Origin of the sequence: Shewanella benthica KT99, assembly GCF_000172075.1 — a bacterium.
GTDB classification, from domain to species: domain Bacteria; phylum Pseudomonadota; class Gammaproteobacteria; order Enterobacterales; family Shewanellaceae; genus Shewanella; species Shewanella benthica_A.
Genome location: NZ_ABIC01000004.1, coordinates 108,364 through 123,506, shown reverse-complemented (window position 1 = coordinate 123,506; position 15,143 = coordinate 108,364). Strand labels below are relative to the sequence as shown.

15 protein-coding genes, 3 tRNA genes and 1 pseudogene are annotated in these 15,143 nt (G+C 42.9%); 8 read left to right on the top strand and 11 right to left on the bottom strand.

The genetic code is table 11. The features are described 5' to 3' along the window. The first annotated feature begins 80 nt into the window (after nucleotides 1-80). Entirely contained in the window at nucleotides 81-1,031 is a 951-nt protein-coding gene (ttcA, locus tag KT99_RS02740; protein ID WP_005496759.1) for a tRNA 2-thiocytidine(32) synthetase TtcA, read from the top strand. Between the two features lie 63 nt (nucleotides 1,032-1,094). Here the strand turns inward: ttcA and KT99_RS02735 are convergent, their stop codons facing one another. Then, entirely contained in the window at nucleotides 1,095-1,721 is a 627-nt protein-coding gene (locus KT99_RS02735; protein ID WP_005496758.1) for a DUF2987 domain-containing protein, read from the bottom strand. Then, nucleotides 1,699-2,526 (bottom strand): glucosaminidase domain-containing protein, encoded by an 828-nt coding sequence (locus tag KT99_RS02730; RefSeq protein ID WP_005496755.1) that lies wholly within the window; start codon nucleotides 2,524-2,526, stop codon nucleotides 1,699-1,701. Before KT99_RS02730 ends, KT99_RS02735 begins: the two co-directional genes overlap by 23 nt. Before the next feature lie 138 nt (nucleotides 2,527-2,664). Between KT99_RS02730 and KT99_RS20365 the strand changes: the two are divergent. Further along, nucleotides 2,665-2,820, top strand: a pseudogene (locus KT99_RS20365) (2-phospho-L-lactate transferase CofD family protein); the annotation flags it as partial. 258 nt (nucleotides 2,821-3,078) lie between these two features. On the opposite strand, the gene KT99_RS02725 reads toward KT99_RS20365, so the two are convergent. The 5 genes from KT99_RS02725 to KT99_RS02705 form a co-directional block, all read right to left on the bottom strand. Then, on the bottom strand, nucleotides 3,079-4,272 hold the full coding sequence (locus KT99_RS02725; protein WP_005496746.1) for an amino acid aminotransferase: 1,194 nt from the start codon (nucleotides 4,270-4,272) through the stop codon (nucleotides 3,079-3,081). 454 nt (nucleotides 4,273-4,726) lie between these two features. Continuing rightward, nucleotides 4,727-4,812: transfer RNA gene (locus tag KT99_RS02720), tRNA-Leu, on the bottom strand. Between the two features lie 104 nt (nucleotides 4,813-4,916). After that, a tRNA-Cys gene (locus tag KT99_RS02715) sits at nucleotides 4,917-4,990 on the bottom strand. 67 nt (nucleotides 4,991-5,057) lie between these two features. Beyond that, nucleotides 5,058-5,133: transfer RNA gene (locus KT99_RS02710), tRNA-Gly, on the bottom strand. A gap of 274 nt (nucleotides 5,134-5,407) precedes the next feature. Beyond that, on the bottom strand, nucleotides 5,408-6,844 hold the full coding sequence (locus KT99_RS02705; RefSeq protein ID WP_005496744.1) for a glyceraldehyde-3-phosphate dehydrogenase: 1,437 nt from the start codon (nucleotides 6,842-6,844) through the stop codon (nucleotides 5,408-5,410). Between the two features lie 203 nt (nucleotides 6,845-7,047). Here KT99_RS02705 and KT99_RS02700 point away from each other — a divergent pair, with 203 nt between their 5' ends. Both KT99_RS02700 and gap read left to right on the top strand, forming a co-directional pair. Continuing rightward, nucleotides 7,048-7,893: a DUF2989 domain-containing protein gene (locus KT99_RS02700; protein ID WP_005496743.1), complete on the top strand. Its 846-nt coding sequence runs from the start codon at nucleotides 7,048-7,050 to the stop codon at nucleotides 7,891-7,893. A 243-nt stretch (nucleotides 7,894-8,136) separates the two neighbouring features. Then, entirely contained in the window at nucleotides 8,137-9,147 is a 1,011-nt protein-coding gene (gap, locus tag KT99_RS02695) for a type I glyceraldehyde-3-phosphate dehydrogenase (protein ID WP_005496741.1), read from the top strand. Between the two features lie 458 nt (nucleotides 9,148-9,605). Here the strand turns inward: gap and KT99_RS20010 are convergent, their stop codons facing one another. Beyond that, nucleotides 9,606-10,274 carry a GGDEF domain-containing protein gene (locus KT99_RS20010; RefSeq protein WP_005496738.1) on the bottom strand — a complete coding sequence of 223 codons (669 nt, stop codon included), beginning with the start codon at nucleotides 10,272-10,274 and terminating at the stop codon, nucleotides 9,606-9,608. A gap of 82 nt (nucleotides 10,275-10,356) precedes the next feature. Further along, nucleotides 10,357-10,962, bottom strand: a complete 606-nt coding sequence (locus tag KT99_RS20005) for a transporter substrate-binding domain-containing protein (RefSeq protein ID WP_005496737.1) — start codon at nucleotides 10,960-10,962, stop codon at nucleotides 10,357-10,359. 423 nt (nucleotides 10,963-11,385) lie between these two features. On the opposite strand from KT99_RS20005, the gene KT99_RS02680 reads away from it, so the two are divergent. From KT99_RS02680 to bfr (KT99_RS02670), 3 genes are all read left to right on the top strand, one after another. Then, nucleotides 11,386-12,075 carry a tRNA/rRNA methyltransferase gene (locus tag KT99_RS02680; RefSeq protein WP_005496735.1) on the top strand — a complete coding sequence of 230 codons (690 nt, stop codon included), beginning with the start codon at nucleotides 11,386-11,388 and terminating at the stop codon, nucleotides 12,073-12,075. Nucleotides 12,076-12,440: 365 nt separating this feature from the next. Continuing rightward, complete coding sequence (gene bfr, locus KT99_RS02675) at nucleotides 12,441-12,911, top strand: bacterioferritin (RefSeq protein WP_040571521.1); 471 nt, start codon at nucleotides 12,441-12,443, stop codon at nucleotides 12,909-12,911. Nucleotide 12,912: 1 nt separating this feature from the next. Further along, nucleotides 12,913-13,395, top strand: a complete 483-nt coding sequence (gene bfr, locus KT99_RS02670) for a bacterioferritin (protein ID WP_005496731.1) — start codon at nucleotides 12,913-12,915, stop codon at nucleotides 13,393-13,395. Nucleotides 13,396-13,735: 340 nt separating this feature from the next. Here the strand turns inward: bfr (KT99_RS02670) and KT99_RS02665 are convergent, their stop codons facing one another. Both KT99_RS02665 and KT99_RS02660 read right to left on the bottom strand, forming a co-directional pair. Beyond that, complete coding sequence (locus tag KT99_RS02665; protein ID WP_005496727.1) at nucleotides 13,736-14,026, bottom strand: hypothetical protein; 291 nt, start codon at nucleotides 14,024-14,026, stop codon at nucleotides 13,736-13,738. 239 nt (nucleotides 14,027-14,265) lie between these two features. Then, entirely contained in the window at nucleotides 14,266-14,541 is a 276-nt protein-coding gene (locus KT99_RS02660) for a hypothetical protein (protein WP_040571520.1), read from the bottom strand. Nucleotides 14,542-14,887: 346 nt separating this feature from the next. Between KT99_RS02660 and KT99_RS02655 the strand changes: the two genes are divergently transcribed. Beyond that, complete coding sequence (locus KT99_RS02655; protein WP_005496723.1) at nucleotides 14,888-15,079, top strand: hypothetical protein; 192 nt, start codon at nucleotides 14,888-14,890, stop codon at nucleotides 15,077-15,079. The last annotated feature ends 64 nt before the right edge of the window (nucleotides 15,080-15,143 follow it).

Sequence of the window (15,143 nt, the reverse complement as noted above, 5' to 3'; positions counted from 1 at the left end):
GTCAGTCCGGCTGGTTCTAAATTTTCTCATTTTATTATATAATACGCGCCCAGAATTCAAGTGTAATTAGGCGCGTTTTTATGTCCGACATACTCTCAAAAACACAGCTCACTCGTATGAATAAGCTACAAAGGAAGTTACGTAGTGAAGTGGGTAAGGCGATAGCTGACTACCAGATGATTGAAGAAGGTGATCGTGTGATGTGTTGTCTCTCCGGGGGAAAAGACAGCTACGCTATGCTGGATATCTTACTTAATCTTCAGCAGAGAGCCCCAATCAAGTTCGACATCGTGGTGGTTAACTTAGATCAGAAACAACCAGGTTTTCCTGAAGAGGTGCTGCCGAATTACCTTGATACGCTCAATGTCCCTTACCATATCCTTGAGAAAGACACCTACTCTATCGTCAGATCTAAGATCCCTGAGGGGCAAAAGACCTGCTCTTTGTGTTCACGACTCCGTCGGGGCACCCTCTATGGCTTCGCTCAGAAAATCGGCGCGACTAAAATAGCCTTAGGGCACCACAGAGATGACATCATAGAAACCATGTTCCTCAACATGTTTTATGCCGGTAAACAGAAAGCCATGCCGCCTAAGCTGCTGTCTGATGATGGTGCTAACATGGTGATAAGGCCATTGGCTTATTCGCGCGAGAAAGATATCGCCGAATATGCACAACTTAAATCATTTCCCATCATTCCGTGCAATCTTTGCGGCTCTCAGGAAAACCTCAAACGTGCGTCGGTTAAAGCCATGCTCGAGCAATGGGATGTTGAGCATCCTGGCCGAATAGAATCAATCTTTACCGCGATGCAAAATACTTCGCCTTCCCAGGGGGTCGACCGTGAGCAGTTCGACTTCCTGGCACTGCAAAGAGATGCCGATGCCCCCTTGAAAGGAGAGGTGGCCGAGTCTGACTTGCCTGCTTTCGATTTTATCGACGTCGCCAATAATGGTCATATCGATCTCGATGCGGCGAGCAGAGTGACTAAAGAGCAGAAAATCGACGTCGTGAGTACCTATACTCCTTAATTCGATTGATAATACCATTCCATATAAGTATCTGGTCAGCTCAGATACTTACTCGGAATGGTATTAACCCTTTGTCCATGGGCTGATGACCAGAGGCTTAGTGTCGAACTCTATAACGGATAACTCTTCTATCTGCTTACTTGATAGTCTAAGTTTATCGCTGACTATTTGCTCTTTGCCATCGATATAAACCGATATCTTGCTACCGGGCTTAAACTCAAAGTTAACCCCTGCAATATCTTGGCTAAAATAACGCATAGGGAAACCCTGCATATCGCTAAGCATAGTGTTCATCTCCGTCTGAAGTTCCTGCACTTCTTTCTGGCTATAGCTCTGCTTGGTGTTCTTAGCCCTAACTTGCATTGAGATACTGCAATTATCCGCTGAGCCTTCAATATCTAAATTCACTAATGCCCTGTCTGACTTGAGCCTGGCATCATAAGGTAAGAATATTCTCTGATCCTCGGTGATGGTCAGCGGGAAAGATTCATTTTCCGTGGTGAGGGTGCCACTTTTAATCAGGCATCGAGACTTATTCGGCACCGAAAAAGCGATCTCAATTAATGGATAGTTTCCTTTATTAACTTGTTTAAGCCTTTGATAAAAACCTTGGTACGGTAATGATATTGGTGCTGCTTGTACCGAAGTAACAGCAACGAGTAAACAGCTAAATATAAGGCCTTTCTTCATGATTCTCCACCAAATACTGCTTGTTTTGACGTAACATCTCCAGGAGTTCATCTATATATGCCTCCTGTCGCTCGGAATAATTAACTAGGCCGTATACTAACTGATCTGCAACGGGAAGTTTGTCTTGTGCGCGTAAATCTGCACGAATAGATCTCAATAATGAATATGCGGCATTGGAGTTGAGATTTTTCATATAAGATGCCACCGAGTCTGCTACAGAATCGAATACCGCAACTTCATGGCTTTTACCGGCTGTTCGTGATTGAGGCACGAGTCCACAGCCTTTCCTGAAACACCACTGGCCGAAGAAGTTGAGCCCTTGTTTGGCAAATCGAGAGCTGCCCCAACCGGTTTCATTAGCGGCTTGTATGAGTACCAGAGACTCAGGAATGATGTCGGCTCTGATCAGCAGCTCACCTAGGGTCTTTTTATTGATACTTCTGAGCGAATACTGGTATTTATTGGCGATCTCCTCGATTCTGTAATGCTCGGCTGCGGTCAGGGTCAGTCCATCTTCAAGGTGCTGTGAGCTGCGTAAAAGAAAATGTCGCTCGTCTGAAATGATGGCGTTTTGATGTCGAATCGCCGGGCGTAGATAATCGAAGAAAGCTTGCTTCTTTTGAGCCACATTAGCAAAAGATTCGAAGTCTGGGATCAGGCTCATGGCCTGTTCATTTTCAATTAACTTCCCAAGTGTATTCTCATCAGCATTGTCAATTTTAACAAAGATAAGCCTTAAAATAATCAAGATGACAATCACTAGACTCAGGGATACGGTAAATTTAGCCACTCTACCTGTTTTCATTTTTCTCTCTTATTTTCAAAAACTGACGGCAATTATATGCCATATATCTTAATTGACAAAACCCCACACAAAACTCAAGTTATAATCCGCAGCCTATGATGCGTATATTCGTTGGGTATTCAGGAAGGAAAAACCCGGATGCAAAATAACAAATTAAATCAATTTGAAAACATAGTCGCCGTTGGCGGAGGCCATGGACTGGGACGTGTGTTATCGTCTCTGTCATTTTTAGGTGCTAAGCTCACTGGCGTTGTCGCCACGACGGACAACGGTGGATCGACAGGTCGATTACGTTAGCAACAGGATTGTATCGCCTGGGGAGATCTCAGAAACTGCTTGTCTCAACTCTTACCGGCCGCTGATGAGTAAACATCATGCGGGTCTGCATGATAAAAGGGCTCTGGCCGATGCTTTGGCGAGTATGGTCGAGCTGGACATAGAGAAGAGTTCACTCGTAGTTTAAAAAACTCAGAGACTGAATTAGCGACAGAAAAGGACAGCATTCGCTGTCCTTTTTGATTAGATATCACTTAATGACAGCTGTTGCGCTAGTTATAGTACGGCTGCAATGGCTTTACAGATCACCGGCATATTTTCGATGGTCATGCCCGCTACACTGATGCGGCCGGAACCCACTATGTACACCGCGTGATCATCTTTAAGCTTAGCCACCTGCTCCTTGGTTAAGCCAGAGAAACTGAACATACCATTCTGTGTAGAGATAAAGCTAAAGTCCTGTTTAACCCCTGCAGATTTAAGCGTCTCGACGAATAAGCTGCGCATTTTTGCGATACGCTCACGCATCTCTTTAAGCTCGCTTTGCCAAAGAGTCGTTAATTCACTATCACCGAGTATGGTGCTAACGATCAATGCGCCGTGGGCCGGAGGATTAGAGTAGTTACCACGGATAGTGCTCTTTACCTGGCTAAAAGCTTTAATGACATCGGCTTGGTTCTCGGCGACTAACGTCACCGCCCCAATTCTTTCGTTATACAGGCCAAAGTTCTTCGAGAAAGAGTTAGCTATGATAAGTTCAGGTACCTTGTTGGCAACAATTCTTAAGCCCTGTGCATCTTCTTCAACGCCAGTACCGAAACCTTGGTAGGCAAAATCGAATAATGGCACTAAACTTTGCTCAAGGCAGAGTTCGGCTATGATGTGCCATTCAGCTTGGGTGAGATCGATGCCGGTTGGGTTATGACAGCAGCCATGTAATAACACCAGATCACCCTCTTTCGCCGTTTTGAGGTCGGCAATCATGGCATCAAAATCTTTACCGTGTGTTTCAGCCTTATAATAACGATACTGCTTAATCTTGAGTGCTGCAGATGTAAAAATATTCTGATGGTTTGCCCAAGTCGGGTTACTCACCCAGATGGTTTTAGATTCTGTGTTACGCACTAAAAACTCAGCGGCCACTCTTAACGATCCTGTGCCGCCTGGTGCTTGAGCCGTTAATGCTCGCTTATTTTTAACCACTTCATGACCTTCACCAAACAGTAACTCTTGTACTACACGGTTATATGCCTCTACGCCTTCGATGCCCAGATAGCTTTTGCTCTTCTGTGTGGCAAGTATTCTCTCTTCGGCAAGTTTGACCGACTTAAGTATTGGAGTCGAACCAGACTCGTCCTTATAAATGCCTACCCCAAGATTTACTTTTTCTGTTCTTGTATCTGCTTTAAAAGCATCGGTGAGGCCTAAAATGGGATCGGCAGGAGCAAGTTCAATCTGAGTAAATATCATGATGTCTTTCCTAAAAAGATGATGTTGAGGGGGGATGGGCTCTCTTTATACCATTGTGAGTCAGGCATCGAAAGCGAGTTTTGATATTAGTAGAAAAAATAGTTATAGTTTGGGATAACGAGCAATAAAGGAACAATAATATGAATAAAATTGATTATTTAAGTCATTTTTTTAAGGAACGTCATATCTATGTATTTGGGCTAAGTCATAGTTCAAATATGCTTTTGGAATTGTATCGTCGAAAAGTCCCCGGCTCATTGCAGTTCTCAAAGATAAATGATGTTACGTCGAGCCCTGATTTTGAAACCAAGAGTTGAACCGGCACGTGCCCAGTTCTGCTCCTTATAAAGGAAGGCAAGAGTCGCGAGGGATTTTAAATCTGTTTCTGGATATCTAGATACAAAAAAGCCCCAACTTCCGTTGAGGCTCATTGCCAATTCTCAAAGAGAAATGATGGTACCCGAGGCCGGACTTGAACCGGCACGCCTATTAAGCGAGGGATTTTAAATCCCTTGTGTCTACCGATTCCACCACTCGGGCAAACTCGTTGACTTTGATAATACGTATTATCGGTAGTTAATACTGTGTTTCTCGATTGCGAGTTTAATCGCTTTCAAAAGCTAACACTCATCACAATCTAAATATGGAGGCGCGACCCGGAGTCGAACCGAGATCGACGGATTTGCAATCCGTAGCATAGCCATTCTGCCATCGCGCCAAATTTTATTATCATCTTCAGTTGATTTAAATAAAGAGTCAACTGAGCTAATGTCACAATCTTTGATTGGAGCGACATATCGGGTTCGAACCGATGACCTATACCTTGGCAAGGTATCGCTCTACCAACTGAGCTAATGTCGCTTACATCAATTTATTAATCATACTTGCAGCAAGTTTTGCTTAAGAAGCTTTCCCTTGACTGCGGAATGGCATTCTACCGATTTACTGTCGATAGTCAATCATCAACATAGCGATAAATGCCCTTTTTCATCTGATTGTTGCTTAAACGGGCATTGTGGTTAAAAATACACAAACTTCTGTTTAATCAATGTTCAAAATAGCTTAAAATTAAAAAAGCCTAGTATCAAGGAGGCTTTTTTATCATTAAGCGTTAATCAATTGCTAGGTGATTTTATTAACAGTTTGGCAATGATTGATAGTTAAGCTCAAGCATCTTCTGCATCACACCAACAACCTGACAACTGTAGCCAAACTCATTGTCATACCACACATAAAGAATGGCACGGTTACCCTCAGCGATGGTGGCATGCGAATCGATCACTCCGGCATAACGTGAACCGACAAGATCAGATGAAACTATCTCTGTTGATTCAGTAAAATCGATTTGATTTTGCAGTTCTGAATACAGTGACATGTCACGTAAGTATTCATTTACTTGCTCTTTATTTGTCTCACTTTCAAGATTCAAAGAGATGATGGCCATAGACACGTTTGGTGTAGGAACGCGTATAGCGTTACCCGTTAGCTTACCTGCAAGTTCTGGTAAGGCTTTAGCAACCGCTTTAGCAGCACCCGTTTCTGTGATAACCATGTTTAATGGTGCACTACGTCCACGACGATCGGCGCTATGATAGTTATCAATTAAGTTCTGGTCATTAGTATAAGAGTGAATGGTTTCTACATGGCCATTGATGATGCCATACTTATCATTCATCGCCTTCAATATCGGCGTGATCGCATTAGTGGTACAGCTAGCCGCCGACACTATCTTATCTTCACTGAGGATATCTGACTCATTCACACCAAAAACGATATTTTTGATCTTACCTTTAGCCGGCGCGGTAAGCAGAACTTTCGCTACGCCTTTGGACTTAAGGTGCAAACTGAGTCCATCTTCATCTTTCCAGATACCTGTGTTGTCTACCACTAACGCATTCTTGATGCCGTACTTGGTATAATCTACTTCATCTGGAGAGTTGGCATATATCACCTGGATATAAGTACCGTTAGCAATAATGGCATTGTTCTCTTCATCGACTTCAACAGAACCATTAAATGGACCATGAACTGAATCGCGTCTGAGCAAACTTGCACGTTTCTCTAAATCACCCTGACGATCACCACGCAACACGATGGCGCGAAGCCGAAGTTTATTACTGACACCCGTTCTTTCTATTAACAGGCGAGCGAGTAAACGACCGATGCGACCAAAGCCGTAAAGCACCACGTCTCTGGCTTCTTGAGTATCTTCATGATCGATAGCAGGTGCCAGTTCGCGGCTCATATAGGCTTCAATATCACTTGCATCGTTATGGTCACGCCAATAGTTGATAGCCAGTTTACCTATATCAACTTTACACTGTTTAACGGCGAGTTTGCTTAATGCTTCTACGAAAGGAAAGCTTTCACGCAATCTTAACTTATAGCCCACAAAACGACGTACCAGACGGTGTGACTTGATGATGTCAATGGTAGAAGCATTGAGTAGCGGCTTACCGTATAAAACGACTTCGACACCTTGATTACGATATAACTTACCCAGCAAGGGCTGCATAGCCTCTGCCATTTCGAAACGTTCCTGCCAGCTTTGTAGGTGTTTATCAGCGTTCATTTACAGATCCTTTATCTCACTTTTCCGATTTATTTTCAGAAATGATTGAGTAACAAAAAGAAAAGACCAATACTCTCATTAATAAAAGGGTAATCCCCTGTTGGTCGGCGCTAGTGTAATAAAAACCAGCCTTTCAGGCTAGCAAGATATTATTTGTAACGCTGTAATTTTATTAGCAAAAACTTGGCTCGGAGCCTATTTTGATGAGAAATTTTGTAATAATTACATCATTTATTAGCTTTATTGCATTTTCAGGCGTATCTGGCTGTGAAAAACAACCAGATACGAGTACCATTTGTAAAAATAATCCTGAACTTTGTAGCGATCTTCATGCCGATAGTTGGTGCAGATATGAAAAAAGCGAGTTAATTCGTAAAAGATATAAGCTAAAGTTCATCGAATCGCCTTCGGGTAAACAGATATACCAGCAACTGCTCAACTTAGAAAAGTACAATCAATGCATCGAACTGGCCGCTGGAGTACAACATATTTTGCATCCAGAGAGAACGAACGATCGAATTCGCGCTTTCGGTTTGAGTGCACAAAGCCTTTCTCAGCTGCAAGACACCACTAAGAATAGTCAAGACCTCTACTTAGCCTTTTATCACTGGACGCGCTTCAATGATATGGAAGCTGAGAAAGTCGTGTTAGCAGCCCATAAGGCTCAGCAGATAGATGACATTTTATTGCTGTCTCAAATAGCCTCCTATTTTCAGAAATTTGATGCCTATCAATCTAATTTAATCTATCTCGAAGTGCTCGATATCAGTGACGAGGATAACTTTAATCCTGACTGGCTATTAGGGCTGTCCAATAATTACCAGAAACTCAATGATCTCGAACTAACCTACTTACTGTCCAGAGCAAATGTATTGATGACCAAGCAGAATGTATCGGAAGAGAAGATGCTCGCATTAATCTATGGTGATGAAACCCTGCAGAGTTTTTTAGATCGACAGGCCGAAGAACTTGTTGATGTGATAGAGGATGGTGAATTCTCAACCAGTGCGATTAAGAAGAGACTGCTTCGCTCCCCTCCTACTCGATAAGCAAGAATGACTTAGCTTTGACCCATTTTTTTATGGGCGCTTTGCTGTCGAAAAATGTATGCCATATTGGAAAATATTTACAGAGAATAAGCGAGTTTTTGTTAGAAACATGACCAATGTAAAAATTAAAGTGAAATTGTTATGTATAAATGGCTTTTATAGGGGATATTACTTGACGGTAGCTGTCAGTTTGGTAATTTTACAACCAGAAGATAATTTTACAAATCACCAGAGGGATATCGAATGACTATCCGCGTAGCAATTAACGGTTATGGCCGTATCGGACGAAATATTTTACGTGCACTTTATGAAAGCGACAAGGATTTTGACATCCAGATCGTTGCACTCAACGATCTTGGCGATTCATCTATCAATGCTCACCTGACCAAGTATGACTCTGTTCATGGGCGTTTTAACGCTAAAGTCGATCATGACGATGAAGCTATCTATGTTAACCAAGATAAAATACTGACTTTTTCGGAAAGAGATCCGTCTAAACTGCCTTGGGCCGAATTAAACATCGATGTGGTATTTGAATGTACCGGCATCTTCACTTCTAAAGAAGCAGTACAAGCGCATCTTGATGCAGGAGCTAAGAAAGTTCTTATCTCTGCACCGGGTAAAAACGTGGACGCAACGGTTGTTTACGGTGTAAACGACCATGTCATTACCTCTGACATGACAGTGATCTCTAACGCTTCTTGTACCACAAACTGTTTAGCACCTATGGTTAAGCCGTTAAATGATGAGATTGGTATCGAGTCTGGCCTGATGACAACGATTCACGCCTACACCAACGACCAACGTCTGTCTGATGTTTACCACACAGATCTACGTCGTGCTCGTGCTGCTGCAATGTCAATGATCCCGACTCAGACAGGTGCTGCTGCAGCCGTTGGACTCGTGCTTCCTGAGCTTGCCGGCAAGTTCGATGGATTAGCAGTACGTGTTCCGGTTGTTAACGTGTCTTTGGTCGACTTAACATTCATCTCGACTCGTGATACTACGGTAGAAGAGATCAATGCCATTATCGAAAGTGCCGCATCGCTATCTCCTATGAGTGAAGTGTTAGCCGTCAACAAGGAGCCTTTGGTTTCTATTGACTTCAACCACAACCCATTCTCATGTAACTTCGATGCTACTCAAACTCGCGTCAACGGCCGTCTGGTGAAAGTCATGGCCTGGTATGACAACGAGTGGGGCTTCAGTAACCGTATGCTAGATAATGCCGTCGCCTTGATGACTGCCAAATAATCTAAGCAGGTTTTAGAAAAAGCCAACCTTCAAGGTTGGCTTTTTTATGAGTAAAATAAACAGCTTACTGCCCTCTTCTTCTCCAGCCCATAAACTGTCCAAGCATCAGGAACAGACCGCCGGATAAACCTAAGACTGGCCAGACTGAGATTTCCCTCACCATTCATTCCTCTGGAAGGGATCACCCGGCCGACTCCCCTATTGAGATTGACATCATCTATCGCGGCTTGTTCTCCATAGGCAGCGTGAAGCCTGGACATGGCGAACAAAGATAGACAAATAAGGCCAAGAACGATAAGACAACGCTCTATTACTATCAGTTTCGCACTCATTCCTGTTATTACTCACTTCATCCTTGGTTAGTCGAAATTAACACTTTATTACAAATGTGCAACAGAGGTTGCTGGGATATGTGATTTAACCGTCCAGTATCACTCGTTTACCTTAGGCTTTTACGTCTAGAGCTTATTGAACTGGTAGCAATCCCGCCCCATAGATTTTGCTGTGTACATGAGGTGATCGGCTCGATTAATCAGAAACTGGTGATCGATGTAAACATCTTCACTGTAAACGACGCCCAGGCTGATACTGATGGCATGATTGATATTATCATGACAGTAGTGGCTGTTAGTCACCGATGATTGAACTCGTTTGGCTAATTTTTGAGACTGTTCAGCTGTGATTCCCTGAATTAAGACACAAAACTCCTCGCCCCCTATCCTAGCGAATACGGCTTCTGGAGGGAGTTGCCGTTTAATCGTCTTGACCATCTCACAGATAATGAAATCACCGACGCTGTGACCAAAGTTATCATTGATCAACTTAAACCTGTCTATATCAAACAGCAATAGAGAAAGCCCAGTCTGGTTGTCATCACAAGCCTGTTGTAATAGCTCGATAAAATAACGCCGATTATAGATGTCAGTCATTGCATCTATGGAGGCTAATCTTTGTAATTCTATGTTTAATTGATTCAGATCATGGGTTCTCTGTGCAACGGCTCTGCGTAGGTGAAATATATAAGCCGCCGTCAACAGTAGGATTAATGCGATAAACATGGGTAACAAGTATTTGGGATAAACCGTTTCTACATGGATCCATTTACGCTGTATGCGCTCAAGATCCACGGCTGAGATCCGTTTAAAACCATTTTGGAGTTCCAGCCTTAATCGGTTGTGACCTTCAGGAAGCGCAGGCCTAATTAATCCGCTATAAAGGTGTTTCACCTGAAAAGGCACTCTTGAGCATGAGTTCATTATTACCGAAAGCGATGAGCTTAACCTTAGGGTAGTGTTGCATCATATATGTCTCTTCATACCCAGCGGAGACGACACCTACCCTACCTGACTCTAGATAGCTGTCTACATCTGTGCCCCATAGCTTAGATGAAAAGAATAGTTGGGTATCGATTTCGACTATACCTGGGAGGAAATCCAGGTAAGTTTCTCTGTGTTCGGACCAAAGTAGGCCGGCATGTATATCGGCCTCTTTGGACTTAACTGCTTGCAATGATTCATTCCAATCTGTTAAGACGAATGACACTTCCACATTATTGACTCTGGCATATTCCTTCCAGATATCGATGAGTAAACCTTGAGGCTCACCATTAGCATCTATATAGGAAAATGGTTTCCATGCCTTAGAGTTCGCTATGGTTAGTTGCTTTTTATGCTTGGTACTTTTAATGTCCTGACCATTTTCACTGGCGCTGGCGCTTGTTGCAAGCAGGTAGGAAAATAGGGCAAAGAAAAAAAGTGATTTTTTAACTAAGCAGATGTGTCGTAATCGACGATACCCAGGCAGGTTAAGGTTCATTGGTTACATCCAGTTGTAAGCGCAAAAATAAAAGTCAGATCGCAAGGCAACTCCTGCCAAATATCACAAACAATAACATTAATGAGGGACTTAGGTCACCCTTATGTTTGGCATATTCAAGTAGATAAACTTATCGAAACTCTGAGTCTGTTTGCTTGTATTTTTAAAAGAGCCAAGGTCGTGATTGCCTCTAGATGTAGGCATATTAGAGGGAGGCCGATCACAATGAGATGGTGCAAGCTGGTATATTGTGCACCACTGTCCTCGCGCTTCTGCTCCAGATCAACATCAGCATCCAACCTCATGTGTAATCGTCCAAAGAATGATCCACTCCGGACAGTAAAATAACTCGCGGATCCATTTACTTTGGTCTAAGTTCAGGTAAAAATATGTCACCGTTTACCCTCTTCAGTCTGCCTTTATATGTCTCTTGTTTTCGTGCTCGTAGAACCTAGTCGTCCAGCCAATGTCGGCGCCGCCGCCAGGGCAATAAAAACCATGGGCTTTGAACAGCTTATTTTAGTCAATTCAAATCTACATCTCGACAAAGAGGCTCATTGGCTGGCCCATGGTGCCACAGATATATTGGCACAAACCTTAGTCGTTGACTCAGTTGCAGACATTCGAGCGCAATATGATCACTTGATCGCAACCACAGCGAGAGAGAGAGGAACTCCCAGGCAGTACTTGACGCCTGACGAGCTTAAAGACACAGTATTACAGCAATTAGGCTCAGTAAAAAAGATAGCCCTGCTCTTCGGTCGAGAGTCCAGTGGCTTGTCCAACAGTGAGCTGGAGTTATGTGATCTTTTCTCCTATGTGCCCTTGATAAACGACTACCCTTCCCTCAATCTGGCTCAGGCAGTCATGGTATACAGCTACGCCCTTAGCGAGGTCAATAACCGTCTTAAACATAAGCGAGTCGATGCACAAGAGGGGCAACTACAGGCCCTGAAGAAGAGAACCAAGACATTGTTACAGCAGCTAGACACCCAAGATGATGTAAAACTGTCCCGTTGGTTACTCGATGGCATGAGTTTACTCGGTGACAGGGACTGTAAGATGGCGCACCAACTGCTCAATGATATTAGCAGGAAGCTAAATATCGACTAGGAACAAGGCTGACTCAACTCATATCCATCTCCCTGTTTTTATAGGTGAAACAAAATAATATTCAGTCCCTTGCTAGTAATCTATACCTCATTAATCGATGAGGTATTTTCTTGTCTTTTATAGACTCGCGATGATCTGAATGATAATCACTCTCCTTACTCTTACAAATTGCTTATCTTTCACCTACCTATAATATTTCCAAGCATAATAATTTGGTCTAGCACACGGGCTTACATTACCTATTATTTAAGTGGTAGGGACCAGATTTCACTATGGCGGTGGCTGCTTGTTTAAATGACATCGAGCCCATTGCTAACCGTTGGCCGACAGGGCCAACAAGATTAACTCGCTTTTGGAGAGTGCTGATGAAAGGCAAGAGTAAAGTCACCCAAGTACTGAATCAGATGTTGCTGTTAGAACTCACTTCAATCAACCAATACTTCTTACATGCCCGCATTTATAAAAACTGGGGATTAGAAGAATTGAACGAGAAAGAATATCAAAAATCAATTCTAGACATGAAACAAGCCGATGATCTGATTGAACGTATTTTGTTTCTAGAGGCCCTGCCTAACCTGCAGCAACTGAATAAACTGCGGATAGGTGAGCATACAGAAGAGATGATTCAGTGCGATAAAGATCTGCAAGAAGAACAAATTGCGGCATTGCGTGCTGCCATCGCCTTGTGTGAAACCGAAGAGGATTACGTCAGTCGAGAGTTACTCGAAGAGATCTTAGAGGGTGAAGAAGACCATCTGGATTGGATCGAGTCGCAACAGTTCCTCATCGTTGCCACAGGCATTGAAAATTACCAGCAAACCATGATGGAGGATTAACATGAAAGGTGTTCAGAGCGTCATCAACCACTTAAACAAACAACTTACCCTTGAGTTAACCTCAATGGATCAGTATCTGGCTCATTCTAAGATGTATGAAGATTGGGGGATCAATAAACTCCATGAGAAGCTGGCTCACGAATATGAAGATGAGTTGGAGCATGCAAAGCGCCTGACTCAACGCATATTGTTCCTGGAAGGCAACCCTGATACAGCTTCCAGGCAACCGATTAATGTTGGCGATAACGTCAAACAGATGTTGGAAAACGATCTAACAGCAGAAAGAATCGTGGCGGAGAGCCTCAGAGAAATCATAGGACTCTGTGAAAAAGAGCAAGATTATATCAGCCGTGAAATACTCGAAGATCTGCTTGATGATACCGAAATGGATCATATCTATTGGCTAGAACAACACCTGGGCCTGATAGATAAGATGGGGATTCACAACTATGTGCAATCCCAGATGGGCAGCCAAGACAGCTAATTAGCTTCGAGTAAGTAGCGGTATAACAAGGATAATTCTGAGGCTATCATGTAAAAAGCGAGCTGAACCTTTGCTTTACAGTACGCTGCATCAGACTTTAGAATGAGGTCCTCACTCACTAACTCGCTTAGCCCATAAGAAATCTATGGCATAAAAAAGCTCGCAACAAAGCGGGCTTTTTTATGCCGTTGGAGTATTTTTTTATTGAGTACCTTGATTGAGTACCTAGTCTGAATTTATATCTTGCCTGAATCAGTTGAGTACCGTGTAACCTCGGTTAATCATGCAGTTTTTAACCATCATCTGTTTCTCGGCTTCATGGCTGGCTTCATTTTGTCTCTTAGCGCGGTTTCTTCCCAGAGCACCACACCACACCGATGGCCATCCCGGTTTTAGCACCATCAGTACCTGAGCCTCCGGAAGTCGCGCCAGCCGCCGCCCCTAGAGCCGCCCCCGATACCAAACCACCTGCTGTTTGTTTCTTCTGCGCCTGCTGTGATAATTCTGTACACTCATGCATATCGAAAATGTAATCTTTTTCATCGACACCCATTTTATCGATGATAATATTCGCAGCAGAGGCAGTGGTGTGAAACAGAAACAAACCCGCCATTAGTAGTACTTTATTCATCAGGACACCTTAATTGTAATCACAATGTTAATAGGCTGCTACGTTCTGTATTAGCCGTAAACAGGAAGATAGTAAGGTGAAATTACTGAATGTAGACTTAATGAAGTATGAGTTTCTTAAGTTACAGCACCTGAATTGTCGACACTGGATCACTGAGTTTTCAGCGAAAGTGAGTCATATTACTTTTGCAGGATTTCAACTGAGTTCAGTTTTTAGTTAACCAAAATGAGATATAAGTGTTAAAATCGTTTAATTCGGACTACCTTCATCACCTCAATTTCGAATCCCGCCACTTTTTCAGTTTCTGGATAATAGGTCATATTGACGCGGTTTCCCTTAAGACATTTGAACTTCTTAGGCCGTCTAAACTTAAATGGCGCATCACAGCCCTCTATCATCACAGTGTGTTGTACCCACTCTTCAACATCTCTTTGAGTATGAGAAATAATCTTTACTCCTTCAGAGTGTACTAGCTTGTCGTGTGTAGTGAGCATCTTATCTAATTGTGATTTCATTTTGTTCCCCTGTTGAGCCGTCATTAATAATAGCAAGTACGGCGCCAATTCGCACTAAAGAGATCCAATATCAAACAGATAAATGCTCAACTAAACTTAATGGGTAAACCTGACCCTTGATCTAAAATCAGCTAATCTATGACATCTATCAAAATTATGACCTTTCCCGGCATTATCATTCTCGTGTTAACCCTGATTTCTACACTTTTTTTGCCAAAGATACTCAAGCAGATCATTGGCTAAGAGTACTAACCTGGGAAGGATATGTGACTCAAGTGGATATAGATAAGGTCAATACACTGCCAAAGGAGCCGATTGGCAGTTAATCGACTTCAAAGAAGGGCACATGGCCTGGCTAGATACGATCAATTTCGTTAAGGGATTAGAAGGCAGAAAACTCGAAGCGGCGCAGATCTTCGCTAATTATTTTATCGGCAAACAAGTTCAAACTCGTGTATCACAAGAACTCTCTATGGTGCCTGTATCCAAAGACGCCAATCAGGATGCCAGTCAAGTGTCATCCTTTCCCTTTCATTAATAGCCATTGGTTTATAAGCAGGCTTAGCCATATCTGTCTCTTAGCCAACCGTAATGGTCGTAAT

Coding starts and splice junctions, on each gene's coding strand:
- ttcA (WP_005496759.1), top strand. CDS start 81: ATGTCCGACATACTCTCAAAAACACAGCTCACTCGTATGAATAAGCTA.
- KT99_RS02735 (WP_005496758.1), bottom strand. CDS start 1,721: ATGAAGAAAGGCCTTATATTTAGCTGTTTACTCGTTGCTGTTACTTCG.
- KT99_RS02730 (WP_005496755.1), bottom strand. CDS start 2,526: ATGAAAACAGGTAGAGTGGCTAAATTTACCGTATCCCTGAGTCTAGTG.
- KT99_RS02725 (WP_005496746.1), bottom strand. CDS start 4,272: ATGATATTTACTCAGATTGAACTTGCTCCTGCCGATCCCATTTTAGGC.
- KT99_RS02705 (WP_005496744.1), bottom strand. CDS start 6,844: ATGAACGCTGATAAACACCTACAAAGCTGGCAGGAACGTTTCGAAATG.
- KT99_RS02700 (WP_005496743.1), top strand. CDS start 7,048: ATGAGAAATTTTGTAATAATTACATCATTTATTAGCTTTATTGCATTT.
- gap (WP_005496741.1), top strand. CDS start 8,137: ATGACTATCCGCGTAGCAATTAACGGTTATGGCCGTATCGGACGAAAT.
- KT99_RS20005 (WP_005496737.1), bottom strand. CDS start 10,962: ATGAACCTTAACCTGCCTGGGTATCGTCGATTACGACACATCTGCTTA.
- KT99_RS02680 (WP_005496735.1), top strand. CDS start 11,386: ATGTCTCTTGTTTTCGTGCTCGTAGAACCTAGTCGTCCAGCCAATGTC.
- bfr (WP_040571521.1), top strand. CDS start 12,441: ATGAAAGGCAAGAGTAAAGTCACCCAAGTACTGAATCAGATGTTGCTG.
- bfr (WP_005496731.1), top strand. CDS start 12,913: ATGAAAGGTGTTCAGAGCGTCATCAACCACTTAAACAAACAACTTACC.
- KT99_RS02665 (WP_005496727.1), bottom strand. CDS start 14,026: ATGAATAAAGTACTACTAATGGCGGGTTTGTTTCTGTTTCACACCACT.
- KT99_RS02660 (WP_040571520.1), bottom strand. CDS start 14,541: ATGAAATCACAATTAGATAAGATGCTCACTACACACGACAAGCTAGTA.
- KT99_RS02655 (WP_005496723.1), top strand. CDS start 14,888: ATGGCCTGGCTAGATACGATCAATTTCGTTAAGGGATTAGAAGGCAGA.